Raw genomic sequence first — 12996 nt, 5'->3', positions numbered from 1 at the left:
GTCGTCACGTCACTCGTCTATGTGTCTGGCTTGCTAAAGCAAGTCTATCGGGCGCCGCCGTTAAGAAATTGCGCTGACGCTGCTCTTTTTCAAGGTGAGATATCCTACCACAGCAGAGCATGATCTGGCCCACACCACTTTGCCGCAGGCAGCCAAGCCGCTATGCTGAGCACTCGGCCACTTGATCGAGAGACGCATGCCCCTTCGCGCACCACTATCGGGTTTATCCCTACTGCCATTGGCCACCACGCTATTCTTAATGAGCGGCTGCCAATCTTCAGCCTCTTTCACCGAGGGCGGCTTACCTACCCATACAAGCGACCCCATGCAGTCGGCGCCGCCGATTACCCGCGGCCTTGATGCGGCCGGGCTTCGTACGTTGCTGACAGCTGAGCTTGCAGGCCAACGGGGTGATTACCGCTCCGCTAGCCAAGGCTATTTGGAAGCTGCTCAACGCTATAGCGTACCGGCACTTGCTGAACGCGCCACCTTTGCTGCCCGGTTTGGCAACGATATCGCGTTAACTGAGGCATCTGCCCTGCGCTGGCGTGAGCTAGCCCCAAACGCAGAAGCCCCTAATCGCCTGCTCTCGGCGCTCTCTTTACAGCGCGGCGATTGGTACGACAGCCTAGAACAGCGCCTGGCGATTACCCAAGCAGGTGGCAATGGCGAAATAGCCGCCTTTGCTGAAATAGCGGTAGCCGAAGAAGCTCCTCTAAATCTGCTTATTCAGCCACTACGTGCGCACCTTGCCCAACCCAACGCTGACCAGCTTGAGTTTCATAGCGATGTATTACTCGGCACCGCTCTTATGGAAGCTGCCCTTGGCGATACACATCAAGCACAGCAGCGCCTTGACCAAGTTGCCCAGCGAGAACCCACCTCTGCCCAGCTATGGCTTGCCAAGGCACGCCTTGCCTTGGAAACCGGCAATCACCAAACAGCGCAGCGAGCGGCCCAAGCGGGGCTTGAACTCGCACCTGATGATGTCCGCTTTGTGCTAATGCTGGCTCAGGCGGAAATTCGCCTAAACAACATTGCCGCTGCCGAAGTACAAACTAATACTCTGCTGGAAAACCACGGCGGCAATCAGGATCTGCGCATTGCGCTGGCTCAGCTGTATCTGGAAGAGGGTCACAGCGAACCTGCTTACCGGCTACTCCAGCCGCTAATTGGCCAAGACACCGTTCCCAACATTGCCTACTACCTGCTCGGCGCCATTGCCCAATCCCAGGGTGAGGTTGATGATGCCCTGCTTTACTACCGCCAGGTACACGATGGCGATGAGTTTCTGCCCGCCCGTGCGACCGCGGCGCGTATGTTGATTGAAGACGACCGTTTGCTAGACGCACGCGCCCTTCTGCGCATTGAAAGGATGCGTCACGATGACTATTTCGGCGACCTAGTCATGCTTGAAGTACAGCTATTAGACGAGCTAGGTTTGCAAGAAGATGCCACCACATTGCTAAACCGGGAACTCACCCGCACCCCCGACGACACCACGCTGCTCTATTTACGGGCAATGCGCTTTTGGGAGCTGGGCGACGTTGACGCTATGGAACAGGATTTGCGCCAGATTTTGCGCACTGAGCCCAATGACGCAATGGCGCTTAATGCGCTGGGCTACACCCTCGCGGACCTCAACGTACCAGGACGCCTGGAAGAAGCTCGCGAACTCATAGAGCGCGCCTACGAAGTTGACCCGGAAAACCCTGCAATACTCGATAGCATGGGCTGGGTCTACTTTCGGCTTGGCCAACCTGAAGATGCGCTTGCCTGGCTAGAAAGTGCCTATACTCAAATGCCCGATCAAGAGATCGCCGCACACCTCGCCGAAGTTCTGCATGCGCTCGGGCGCAGCGATGAGGCGCGCCGTATCATTAGGCAAATACGCCAGCGCACTACTCAGCACCCACAAATCGATGAGCTACTGGAGCGTCATCCTGAACTAACGCCAACAGATACGCCCTAACGCTTGTCTTTAATTGCAGTGACTCACCGCACCTATTAACTGCCCCTATATTACGCAGTACTGACATGGAGTTTGTTTATGTTGACCCCACGCCCCGCCGCTTCACGCTTACCCACACCCTATCTTTTTAAGGCAAAACGTAGCGCTCGCCTGTGGGTAACCAGCATTGCCCTGCTGGCACTTGCTGGCTGTGCCAGCCAGGCACCGGTTGACGAGAGCGGCCGTCAAGCAGGTCAGTGGGAACGTCAGCAGGCCGACGTTGAAGCCTTCGACACTTGGACAATGGCAGGCAAAGCGGGACTAAGAACCCCCGACGAAAGCACCAGCGCTAATTTAGACTGGAATCAGCACCCCCACTATTTCCGCATGCTGATTAGCGGGCCATTTGGCGGCGGCCGAAGCGTACTGGAAGGTCGCGAAGGACGTTTTTCACTTACCACCAGCGACGGCCGCTTTGAGGCAGAGACACCCGAAGCCTTAATGGAAGAGCAGTTAGGCTGGTCGCTGCCGGTAAGCGCCATGCCCGACTGGGTACGTGGCCTACCCGGCGACCACGCCAGCTACCAAATGGAAACCGATGAGCTTGGCTACCCCAACTTCCTCCAGCAAGATGGCTGGGAAATTGATTACCGCGACTGGGAGCAAGTAGAAGGCATGTGGCTACCCCGCCGATTGGTCATGAACTATGGGGATGTGCGCATTACCTTGGTGGTCAACCAGTGGCGCCCTACAAATAGTTAATTGATGAATTGATTGAGACCTTGAATGCCTGCCTCAACCTCTTTAACGCTTCCCGCACCAGGGAAGCTTAACCGGATGCTGCACATTGTGGGCCGTCGACAAGACGGCTACCACGAGCTGCAAACCATTTTTCAGTTTATTGATCTGTGCGACCAGCTACACTTCACCCCGCGTCAAGACAGTAAGATTGAAATGGCTAACCATGTGATGGGCGTTGCCCACGATGACAACCTAATCGTCCGCGCGGCACGGCTGCTTCAAAAGGCAAGCGGCACCCACTACGGTGCCACCATGACCATTGATAAGCGCCTGCCCATGGGCGGCGGCTTAGGCGGCGGCAGCTCAAATGCGGCAACCGTACTCCTGGGACTTAACCACTTATGGCAGCTTGGCCTCACCAACACTGAGCTAGCCACGCTCGGGCTTACCCTGGGTGCCGATGTTCCGGTTTTTATTCATGGCCACAGCGCGTGGGCAGAAGGTGTGGGTGAAAAACTAACCACCGTCACCCTGGACACTCCCTGGTTTGTGGTCATCCACCCCCATGTCAGCGTCGCTACCGGTGCGGTCTTCCAAGACCCAGAATTGACACGCGACAGCCACCCCATTACTATGGCGCGCGCATTGCAGGGGGGAGCGCCGGAGTGGCGTAACGACTGTGAAGCCATCGTCAAAAAACGCTACCCGCCCATTGCGGAAGCGCTTGATTGGCTCACACAGTATGCACCTAGCCAGCTGACCGGTACCGGCGCCTGCTTGTTTGCGGCCTTTGATTCACAGCAAGCCGCACAAGCTGTCGTCGCTGAGCTGACCGGGCAACACTGGCACGCATGGGTAGCACGCGGGCTCAACACCTCTCCCCTACAAGATGCTCTGGGCTGCTGAAAGCGCCCGGTCATCGCATTAGGTTTATTGCTGGGGTATCGCCAAGTGGTAAGGCACCGGTTTTTGGTATCGGCATTCCCAGGTTCGAATCCTGGTACCCCAGCCAACCTGATTATGATCTGCGTTTTCTCCCCTGATCCCCAACACTGCAAAGGTGGCTGCGCGTGTCAAAATTGATGGTTTTCACCGGGAATGCCAATCCCGAACTCGCTCAAAAGATTGCCGAGAGCTTGGACAGCCGTATGGGCAATGCCACGGTTGGTCAATTTAGCGACGGCGAAATCGCGGTCGAGATCAATGAGAACGTGCGCGGTAAGGATGTATTCATCCTTCAATCCACCTGTGCACCTACGAATGACAACCTGATGGAACTGATTCTGATGGTCGATGCCCTGCGTCGCGCCTCAGCCGCTCGTATTACCGCGGTAGTTCCCTACTTTGGCTATGCTCGCCAGGATCGTCGTGTACGCTCCGCCCGCGTTCCCATCTCAGCAAAAGTCGTTGCTGATATGATGGTGAAGGGGGGCGTTGATCGCGTTATGACCATGGACCTGCATGCTGACCAAATCCAAGGTTTCTTCGATGTGCCGGTTGATAACGTCTACGGCTCGCCTATTTTGCTTGACGACATCGAGCGCCAAAACTACAGCGATCTCGTTGTTGTTTCCCCCGATGTTGGCGGCGTTGTGCGTGCCCGCGCCATTGCCAAACAGCTAAACGCTGACTTGGCCATTATTGATAAGCGTCGTCCACAGGCTAACCAAGCCCAGGTCATGCATATCATCGGTGAAATCGAAGGCCGCACCTGCGTGGTCGTTGATGACATGATCGATACCGCTGGCACGCTGTGCAAAGCGGGTGAAGCGTTAAAAGACCATGGCGCTGCGCGCGTTGTGGCCTATGCGACGCACCCGATTTTGTCTGGCCCTGCGGTCGACAATATTACCAACTCTGTACTGGACGAAGTCGTCGTGACCGACACTATTCCACTCTCTGACTACGCACGTCGGAGTGGAAAAATTCGTCAGTTGAGCGTTGCTGGCCTGATTGCGGAAGCGATTCGCCGGGTGAGCAACGAAGAATCTGTCAGCGCGATGTTCCATTAATCGCCTGGCAACATAGCCCCCACCTCGGGGGCCCTGGAAGCGTCGTCGCCTGGTCGCGGTCGGCGGCGCTTCCTTACTTAAACTAAGAGGCAATTCCATGTCTGATTTTATCCTGAAAGCCAGCGTTCGTAACGACCTGGGGAAAGGTGCGAGCCGCCGCCTGCGTCGTGCGAACCAACTCGTACCGGCCGTTGTATACGGCGGCGAGAAAGGCGCTCAATCAATCTCTGTAGAAAAAACTGCTTTCTACAAAGCCATTGAAGATGAGTCCTTCTTCTCCTCAGTAATCAAACTGGTTGTTGATGGTACCGAAGAGCAAGTGGTTGTACGTGACCTGCAGCGTCACCCCTTCAAACCGCTTCTGACCCACGCTGACTTCATGCGTGTTGACGCCACTCACGAAATCACCATCAACGTGCCGCTGCACGTGGTGAACGAAGAGAAGTGTGTAGGCATCAAAGACCAAGGCGGCGAACTACACGTCCTGGCTAACGAAGTTGCTATCAGCTGCTTGCCGAAAGACCTTCCGGACTTCCTGGAAGTTGACATCAGCAAAGTTGAACTCGGTACTACTCTGCACCTGTCTGACCTGACCCTGCCGGCCGGTGTGACGTCTGTCGACCTGTCCCACGGTGAAGAGCACGACAACGCTGTTCTGAGCATCACCAAAGTGAAAGTACGTGGCGGCGATGACGAAGAAAGCGAAGGCGAAGAAGAGTCCAGCGCTGAGTAAGCTCTGGTTAATTAACGCTGCTTTGCTGGGTGCTACTTAGCGACCCACCAAGCAGCGTTGAGCTTGGGCTGCCCTTATGGCCCAAGGATGTTAAAATCAAGCGCTTAGGCGCTTGATTTTTTTTGCGGCCTGCCAGCCGTGGCAGCTGCTTTTAGAGCTGCCGCTGACACGATGTCAAAATTTCTCCCAGACGTTTTTGGAGGTGGGAAAATGAGCCAGGTAACGGCCATTATCGGGCTGGGCAACCCCGGCGCAGAGTATGATGCCACGCGCCACAACGCTGGTTTTTGGCTAGTAGACGCCATTGCACGCAGCGCCCATACGGAGCTTCGCCCTGAGAAAAAATTCTTAGGCCTCTATGCCAAAGCACGTATTGGCGACCAAGACGTGCACCTACTCAACCCCTCCACTTTTATGAATCGTAGCGGTGCTGCTGTCGCGGCCCTCACTCAGTTTTTTAAACTGACCCCTGAGAACCTGCTGGTCGCTCACGACGAATTAGACCTGCCGCCAGGGCAAGCACGTTACAAAACCGGCGGCGGGCACGGCGGGCACAACGGCCTGCGAGACATCATTAGCGCACTCGGCAATCAAAGTACATTTCACCGGGTTCGCGTGGGTATCGGCCACCCCGGCGAAGCGCGCCAAGTCACTAACTATGTGCTTGGGCGCCCAGGCAAAGCAGACCAGGAAGCCATTGAGCACGCCCTGGGTGAGTGCCAAGCCACCCTACCTTTTGTGTTAAAAGGCGAATGGGCCAAAGCCATGAACCGCCTACATAGCGTAAAATAAGGGCAAACGCTTAACAGTACGCGCTTTTAGCACTCTCTTTTTTCAATTACGGCACGCGCCTCGTAAATGGCGCTGCCCTAGCGGCCAGGAAGTTATTTATGGGCTTTAACTGCGGCATCGTCGGCCTACCTAATGTAGGTAAATCCACGCTTTTCAATGCGCTGACAAAATCCGGCATTGATGCGGAAAATTTCCCGTTCTGCACCATCGAACCCAACGTGGGTATCGTGCCGATGCCTGATCCACGCCTGGACAAACTGGCGGCGATCGTTAAACCACAGAAAATCCTGCCAACCACAATGGAGTTTGTGGATATTGCTGGCTTAGTGGCTGGCGCCTCCAAAGGTGAAGGCTTAGGCAACAAGTTCCTGGCTAACATCCGCGAAACTCAGGCGATCGCCCACGTGGTGCGCTGCTTTGATAACGATAACGTTATCCACGTCGCCAACCAGGTAGACCCTCGGGCAGATATCGAAACCATTAATATTGAGCTAGCGCTTGCCGACTTAGATACCGTCGAAAAGGCCAGCCAGCGCCTGCTTCGCTCGGTTAAGGGCGGCGATAAAGACGCCACCGCCACCAAAGCGATACTCGATAAAATCCAGCCCCACCTCGCAGAAGGGCAGCCGTTGCGTAGCTTTGAGCTAACCGACGATGAAAAGCACCAGGTGAAGAGCTTTGGTTTCTTGACGCTTAAACCCACCATGTACATTGCTAACGTCAATGAAGATGGCTTTGAAGACAATCCTTACCTGGACATCGTCAAAGAGATCGCCGCCGAAGAAGGCGCCGTAGTGGTGCCGGTGTGTAACCAGCTTGAGGCAGAAATTGCCGAGCTTGAGGACGAAGAGCGCAGCATGTTTTTGGCCGAAATGGGCATGGAAGAGCCGGGGCTGGATCGCGTAATTCGTGCCGGCTACGCTCTGCTTGGCCTGCAAACTTACTTTACTGCCGGAGTAAAAGAAGTTCGCGCCTGGACAGTGAAGCAAGGTGCCAGCGCACCAGAAGCAGCAGGCGTGATTCACACCGACTTCCAGAAAGGCTTTATTCGAGCCGAAGTGATCGCCTATGACGACTACGTTACTCTTGGTGGCGAGCAAGGCGCCAAAGATGCCGGCAAATGGCGTCTGGAAGGCAAAGAGTACATTGTTAAAGATGGCGACGTTATCCACTTCCGCTTTAATGTCTAGAAGTAACCACAGAAGTTCTTGACGGGCGGCAATACAGTGAGTATCATTCGCCCCCGTTGAATGGCTACGTAGCTCAGCTGGTTAGAGCACATCACTCATAATGATGGGGTCCCCTGTTCAAATCAGGGCGTAGCCACCAACCCCTCGCAAATACAGACTGCGAACATACAGACACAGAAAAGCCCGCTGACATGTCAGCGGGCTTTTTCGTTAGAGCTAGGCTCAGCTCAGCGCAACTCAGGACGGTCTAAAAACGCCGTTAACGCTCGGGTTAGGTACTCAACGTCTTTCGTACCCGCTGTTTCACGAATCGAGTGCATCGCCCATTGGGGTAGCCCCACATCAATGGTCGGCACCCCCACTTCTGTCGCGGTAATTGGCCCAATAGTGCTACCACACCCCATGTCTGCCCGGGTCACAAACGACTGCACCGGCACCTCTGCTTTACGGCACACGTCGCGGAACAGTGCGCCGGTGACGCTATTCGTTGCATAGCGCTGGCTGCTATTTACTTTGATAACCGGGCCACCATTGATTGCCGGGCCGTGTCGCTCGTCGTGCTTATCCTGGAAGTTAGGGTGCAGCGCATGGGCGTTGTCGCACGAAATCATCAAAGACGCTTGAATCAGCTGTATCAGCGACTCCTCTGAACCGCCCCCCACTTGGGCATTTAAGCGCTTTAATACATCCCCTAAAAATGGCCCCTGGGCGCCACAGGCGCTCGCACTGCCCACTTCTTCATGATCATTTGCGACCAGCAACGCACCTTGGCTTGCATCACAATCAAGCAGCGCCTCTAGCCCTACAAAGCACGACAACAGATTATCCAAGCGAGCACTCGCCACTAGCTCCTGGCGCAACCCTATCAATGACGGGGGCTGAACATCGTAAAAACTCAGTTCAAAATCCACCACTTCAACCGCACGCAAGCCATGCTGCTGCTCCAGCCACTCCCCCAGCAGGTCGCTGAGATTAGCCGTGTCGCTCTGCATCAACACCGGCGACATTTGCGTTTGTGGGTTAATCGCGCGGCCTGCATTCACATCGCGATCTAAATGTATCGCCAAGCTAGGGATCATCGCGATAGGACGGTCGACATTTAAGAGCACACTTTCCAGCCGCCCATCTGCATGACGCACATGAACGCGCCCCGCCAAGCCCAGATCTCTGTCAAACCAAGGGGTTAACAGCACGCCGCCATACACTTGCACCCCCAGCTGTAGCCAGCCAGCAGCATACTGCGTGGCATTTGGTTTTAAGTGCAGCCCGGGGCTGTCGGTATGAGCACCCAGCATACGCAGGCTGGTTAACTTGCCTGCAGGCAGTTGAAAAGCGATAACCGAGGAGTCGTTACGCGTTACGTAGTAGCGTTTTCCCGGTGCAAGCTGCCAATTCGCTGCTTCATCCAAGCGCTGAAAGCCCGCCTGCTCCAAACGCTGCGCCATACTACGCGTCGCGTGCCATGGCGTAGGCGACTGGTGCAGAAAATCACATAGTCGCGTTAAACGTTCTGCGTTGAAAGCTTCGGACATGGAAATCCTCATAACAGTAATGATTGAGTCTCACAGGCTAAATGACCTGCTACAATGCTCCCTCGGCCTACGCAACTCATAGGCTATCTGCGGGTCTAGGGAAGAATGAGTTTACACAAATCCGGGAGAGCTTGACTGATGAGCTTGTTTGCAACGCTTTCACGCTCGGTCGCATTTGCCGTCATGCTGGTTATCACCAGCCCGGCAGCACTGGCGCAACTCGCGCCGACCGACGAACAACGCCAAGCGGCCGTAGAAATTGCGGACTCGCTTCGCTACGGCCACTATGCTGATATTACCTTCGACGAGCAGTGGTCTCAGGAAGCTTTCCAGCGCTATCTAGATATTTTAGATGGTCAGCGTTCATATCTTCTAAGCCGCGATATTGAACCCTTCCGTCACCTGGAAACCAGCATGGTGGAGGTACTTTTCGACGGTAACCTAGACGACGCATTTGAACTTTACAACCGCCTGAGTGATCGCCATGTAGCGCGCCTTGAGTGGCTTTTAGCGCGCCTTGATGCTGGCCTCTCTTTCGAGTTCGACAGCGACGAGCGCCTGGAAGTAGACCGCGAAGATGCGCCTTGGGCTAACCGCGAGAGTGAACTGGATGAGCTGTGGCGCAAACGGCTTAAAAACGATGCGCTCACCCTGGCCTTGACCGACCAAGACGATGAGCAAATTGAAGCCAACCTGCGCCAGCGTTACGAAGGGCAGCTTACACGACTGCGCCAAACAGAGGCTGAAGACGTATTCGGCTTATTGATGGCTTCTGTTGCAAGCACCATCGATCCTCACACAGGCTACCTCTCGCCCCGCCAAGGAGAGTCGTTCGATATTCAAATGAGCCTTTCCCTTGAAGGCATTGGCGCACTGCTGCAAGCCGACGGCGAATACGTCAAAGTATCTAGCCTGGTTCCTGGCGGCCCTGCTGATCGCGCCGGCGTACTAGAGCCTGCCGACCGCATTATTGCAGTGGGCCAGAAAGAGGGCGAGATGGTCAATGTGGTGGGCATGCGCCTGGATAACGTCGTAGACCTGATTCGCGGCCCCAAAGGCTCAGTTGTGCGCCTTGATGTTGTGCCCGCCCAAGCAGTGGATATGACCCGTTCGCAAATTATCGAAATTACCCGTGACACGGTAAGCCTGGAAGATCAGGCCGCCAAGAGCGAAATTGTCGAAGTCAATCGAGATGGCAAACCTCACCGCATTGGCATTATCAATATCCCCACTTTCTATGTGGATTTTGATGCCTGGCAGGCCGGTGAAGAGGAGTACCGCAGCACCACGCGAGATGTTGCCCGCGAAGTTGAGAAACTCAAGCAGGAAGGCGTAGAAGGCATTGTACTCGACCTGCGTAACAACGGCGGTGGCGCCCTCCAGGAAGCTAACTCACTGATTGGCCTGTTTATCGACCGCGGTCCCACGGTGCAAGTACGCGACGCCCAGGGGCGCATTCAGCTCTATGGCGACACCGAAGCAGGCACACTATACGACGGCCCGCTAACCGTTCTGGTCAATCGTCTTTCCGCCTCTGCCTCTGAAATTTTTGCCGGTGCTATTCAAGACTATGGCCGTGGCATCGTGGTAGGCACCCCTACGTTTGGTAAAGGCACTGTACAAACCTTAAACGACTTAAGCCACGGCCAGATCAAGCTGACCCGCGCTAAGTTTTACCGCATTTCTGGCGACAGCACGCAAAACCGCGGTGTCGTTCCGGACATCACCTTCCCCAGCTTGATCGACCCCGAGCGCATTGGTGAAAGCAGCTTGGATAACGCTCTAGCCTGGGACACGGTACAAAATGTCCAGTACCGCCGCTACGGCTCTCCTGAGGACGTGCTCGCCACGCTGCTTTCCCAGCATGAAGTACGGGCCGAAGAAAACCCCAACTTCCGCTACCTTGAGCACCAGTCTACGCTTTCCCGTCAGCTACGCGAGCAGCATACCAGCGTGAGCCTGAACCGCGAACAGCGCCAGCGCGAGCTGGAAGCCCGGGAGGCCGAGCAACTCTCTCTTGAGAACCAACGCCGCCGCGCCCTGGGCTTACCTGAACTGGAAGAGTGGATGGACGCACGGGGTGATGGTGCTGAGTCAGGCAGCCCAGACGAGGACGATAACAACGACGATATGCCCGTTGATCGCGCCCACGCCCTAGAAGCTGCCGAGATTTTACTCGACTACGCTCACCTGAAAGCTATCCAACGGATGGCCAAGCGCTAAACGCACCCTGCCTACATGCTAGGCAGGCGCACTACCCAACGAAAACGCCAGCCCGCTTATTCAATCGCAGGCTGGCGTTTTTTGTGTGCTTATTTTTTATGCGCGCACTGGCTTACGCCACACGAGTGTTTACAAGGAAAGTGTCGACCGAAAGTTCCCTAAAACGCTTAACTAGCAGAGGGCTGCTCGACGCGCAGGCCGGTCACCCATCTTAGCAAGCCGCTGGCTAAGCTCACTGACCCGCAAGGCACTACCATCACTACCGGCCTGGATAATGGCTTGCGCCCACACAGGCAGCTGTGACGCCAAGCGGTAATACACCCACTGCCCTTCTCGCTGGTCGCTAAGCAAGCCACATTGACGCAGCTGAGCCAAATGACGCGACACCTTTGGCTGTGACTCGTCCAGTGCATAGGTCATCTCACAGACGCACAACGACTGCTCTTTGGCGATCAGCAATACCAGCATTAGCCGTGTCTCATCGCTTAAACACTTAAACACCTGCAACGCTTCCAGGCTCGCTACTTTGCCCACAACACTCTTCCTAACCAGTGAATGATGCACATAGTTTACGCTAGTGACTGCTCCCCACCCTACGTCGCTACGCAACCACGGGTGAGGCTTCCCACGTCTTAGGCCGCAGCCGGTGCGTGACCGGTCTTACACAGGCCTCGATGGGCAGAGACGGACAGCCCTTCCGCCTTTAATTTTAAAATGCCTTGCTGGCGAATAGTGATCGCGGCGTTTACGTCACGGTCAATCGCCTTTGTGCCACAGCTTGGGCAATCCCAGGTGCGGACACTGAGGGGCATTTGTTCGACTTTGTGGCCGCAGCCCGCGCAGGTTTTGGAGCTGGCGAACCATTGGTCGATTCTGACCAGATGTTTGCCTTGCTGCTTCGCCTTATACGCCAGTTTTTCGATCAACCTGCTCCAACTGGCATCGGCAATATGCTTGGCCAGCTTGCGGTTTTTGAGCATGTTTTTCACGCTCAGTGTCTCGACCACCACCGCTTGGTTGTCGTCAATGAGTTGTCGAGACAGTTTGTGCTGGAAGTCAGCACGCGCATTCGCCAGCCGCTCATGCGCCTTGGCGAGCATTAGCCGCGCTTTCGCACGGCGCTTGCTGCCTTTCTGGCAGCGTGAAAGCGCTTTCTGCTTGCGGCGTAGGTTGGCAGGCGCCAGCTTCAAGAAGCGAGGATTGGCGACCTTGCGGCCAGTGGAGTCGATGGCCAAATGCGTTAAGCCCATATCGACCCCCAGCACCGTCTCCACCGTTTGCAGCGGTGCGGCTGCCTCCACACCATCCTCCACCAGCAGCGAGGCAAAATACTTGCCCGTGGGGGTGCGGGTCAGTGTGATGCTTTTCAGCGTGCCGGCGATCTCTCGATGGATTCGGGCTTTAATCGGCGTAAGCTTGGGGACTTTGATCCAGTCATCACCCGCCTTAACGCTGGTGCAGTGATAGCTCGATTGCTTGCCATGCTTGCGTTTAAAGCGCGGATAGCGGGCTTTTAGCTGGGGGTTAAAGAAGTTCTGGAAGGCGCGATCCAGGTTAATGCACGCCTGTTGCAGTGCGATAGAATCAAACGCTTTGAGCCAGTGGTAGTTGCGAGACTTCTTCGCCACCGCCAACAACGGCTTGAGGTCTTTCTTAGCGCGCAGCTTGGTGCCATGGCGCTTGTACTGCGAACTGATAATGTGCAGTGCCTTGTTGTACGTAAACCGCACCGCCCCGAATTGCTGATTCAAGAAATCAGCCTGTTCGGGGGTGGGGTAGATGCGTACTTTGGTGGCTGTTAACACAACGGCTTCAACTCGTT

The 12996-nt window shown here is 55.5% G+C and carries 11 protein-coding genes and 2 tRNA genes; 10 read left to right on the top strand and 3 right to left on the bottom strand.

The annotated features are described in order from the left end of the window. Window positions 1-196: 196 nt before the first annotated feature. From BB497_09140 to BB497_09100, 9 genes are all read left to right on the top strand, one after another. Window positions 197-1972 carry a hypothetical protein gene (locus BB497_09140; protein AVI62846.1) on the top strand — a complete coding sequence of 592 codons (1776 nt, stop codon included), beginning with the start codon at window positions 197-199 and terminating at the stop codon, window positions 1970-1972. A gap of 78 nt (window positions 1973-2050) precedes the next feature. Then, window positions 2051-2713, top strand: a complete 663-nt coding sequence (locus tag BB497_09135; protein AVI62845.1) for an outer membrane lipoprotein LolB — start codon at window positions 2051-2053, stop codon at window positions 2711-2713. Window positions 2714-2737: 24 nt separating this feature from the next. Then, window positions 2738-3598: a 4-(cytidine 5'-diphospho)-2-C-methyl-D-erythritol kinase gene (locus BB497_09130; protein AVI62844.1), complete on the top strand. Its 861-nt coding sequence runs from the start codon at window positions 2738-2740 to the stop codon at window positions 3596-3598. Between the two features lie 31 nt (window positions 3599-3629). Next, window positions 3630-3704, top strand: a tRNA-Gln gene (locus BB497_09125). Window positions 3705-3774: 70 nt separating this feature from the next. Then, entirely contained in the window at window positions 3775-4704 is a 930-nt protein-coding gene (locus tag BB497_09120) for a ribose-phosphate pyrophosphokinase (GenBank protein AVI64311.1), read from the top strand. 97 nt (window positions 4705-4801) lie between these two features. Then, window positions 4802-5437 carry a 50S ribosomal protein L25/general stress protein Ctc gene (locus BB497_09115; protein ID AVI62843.1) on the top strand — a complete coding sequence of 212 codons (636 nt, stop codon included), beginning with the start codon at window positions 4802-4804 and terminating at the stop codon, window positions 5435-5437. 210 nt (window positions 5438-5647) lie between these two features. Further along, the gene (locus tag BB497_09110) at window positions 5648-6229 is read left to right on the top strand and encodes an aminoacyl-tRNA hydrolase (GenBank protein ID AVI62842.1); all 582 of its coding nucleotides are present in this window, start codon (window positions 5648-5650) and stop codon (window positions 6227-6229) included. Window positions 6230-6327: 98 nt separating this feature from the next. Beyond that, complete coding sequence (locus BB497_09105; protein ID AVI62841.1) at window positions 6328-7419, top strand: redox-regulated ATPase YchF; 1092 nt, start codon at window positions 6328-6330, stop codon at window positions 7417-7419. 62 nt (window positions 7420-7481) lie between these two features. Beyond that, window positions 7482-7558 (top strand) — tRNA-Met (locus tag BB497_09100). 88 nt (window positions 7559-7646) lie between these two features. Here the strand turns inward: BB497_09100 and BB497_09095 are convergent. Further along, window positions 7647-8951: a M18 family aminopeptidase gene (locus BB497_09095; protein AVI62840.1), complete on the bottom strand. Its 1305-nt coding sequence runs from the start codon at window positions 8949-8951 to the stop codon at window positions 7647-7649. Between the two features lie 138 nt (window positions 8952-9089). Here BB497_09095 and BB497_09090 point away from each other — a divergent pair, with 138 nt between their 5' ends. Beyond that, on the top strand, window positions 9090-11174 hold the full coding sequence (locus tag BB497_09090; GenBank protein AVI62839.1) for a peptidase S41: 2085 nt from the start codon (window positions 9090-9092) through the stop codon (window positions 11172-11174). A gap of 171 nt (window positions 11175-11345) precedes the next feature. Here BB497_09090 and BB497_09085 read toward each other — a convergent pair whose 3' ends face one another. Both BB497_09085 and BB497_09080 read right to left on the bottom strand, forming a co-directional pair. Beyond that, on the bottom strand, window positions 11346-11708 hold the full coding sequence (locus BB497_09085; protein AVI62838.1) for a transcriptional regulator: 363 nt from the start codon (window positions 11706-11708) through the stop codon (window positions 11346-11348). Window positions 11709-11806: 98 nt separating this feature from the next. Continuing rightward, window positions 11807-12979 (bottom strand): transposase, encoded by a 1173-nt coding sequence (locus tag BB497_09080; GenBank protein AVI62837.1) that lies wholly within the window; start codon window positions 12977-12979, stop codon window positions 11807-11809. Window positions 12980-12996: the final 17 nt, after the last annotated feature.

Source organism: Halomonas sp. GFAJ-1, from assembly GCA_002966495.1.
Taxonomy (GTDB): Bacteria; Pseudomonadota; Gammaproteobacteria; order Pseudomonadales; family Halomonadaceae; genus Vreelandella.
Note: the sequence above shows the minus strand (reverse complement) of the source record. Positions and strands in the feature narration are given on the sequence as shown.

Excerpts from the sequence above, each read along its gene's own strand:
- BB497_09140 (AVI62846.1), top strand. The coding sequence starts at position 197 with ATGCCCCTTCGCGCACCACTATCGGGTTTATCCCTACTGCCATTGGCC.
- BB497_09135 (AVI62845.1), top strand. The coding sequence starts at position 2,051 with ATGTTGACCCCACGCCCCGCCGCTTCACGCTTACCCACACCCTATCTT.
- BB497_09130 (AVI62844.1), top strand. The coding sequence starts at position 2,738 with ATGCCTGCCTCAACCTCTTTAACGCTTCCCGCACCAGGGAAGCTTAAC.
- BB497_09120 (AVI64311.1), top strand. The coding sequence starts at position 3,775 with ATGGTTTTCACCGGGAATGCCAATCCCGAACTCGCTCAAAAGATTGCC.
- BB497_09115 (AVI62843.1), top strand. The coding sequence starts at position 4,802 with ATGTCTGATTTTATCCTGAAAGCCAGCGTTCGTAACGACCTGGGGAAA.
- BB497_09110 (AVI62842.1), top strand. The coding sequence starts at position 5,648 with ATGAGCCAGGTAACGGCCATTATCGGGCTGGGCAACCCCGGCGCAGAG.
- BB497_09105 (AVI62841.1), top strand. The coding sequence starts at position 6,328 with ATGGGCTTTAACTGCGGCATCGTCGGCCTACCTAATGTAGGTAAATCC.
- BB497_09095 (AVI62840.1), bottom strand. The coding sequence starts at position 8,951 with ATGTCCGAAGCTTTCAACGCAGAACGTTTAACGCGACTATGTGATTTT.
- BB497_09090 (AVI62839.1), top strand. The coding sequence starts at position 9,090 with ATGAGCTTGTTTGCAACGCTTTCACGCTCGGTCGCATTTGCCGTCATG.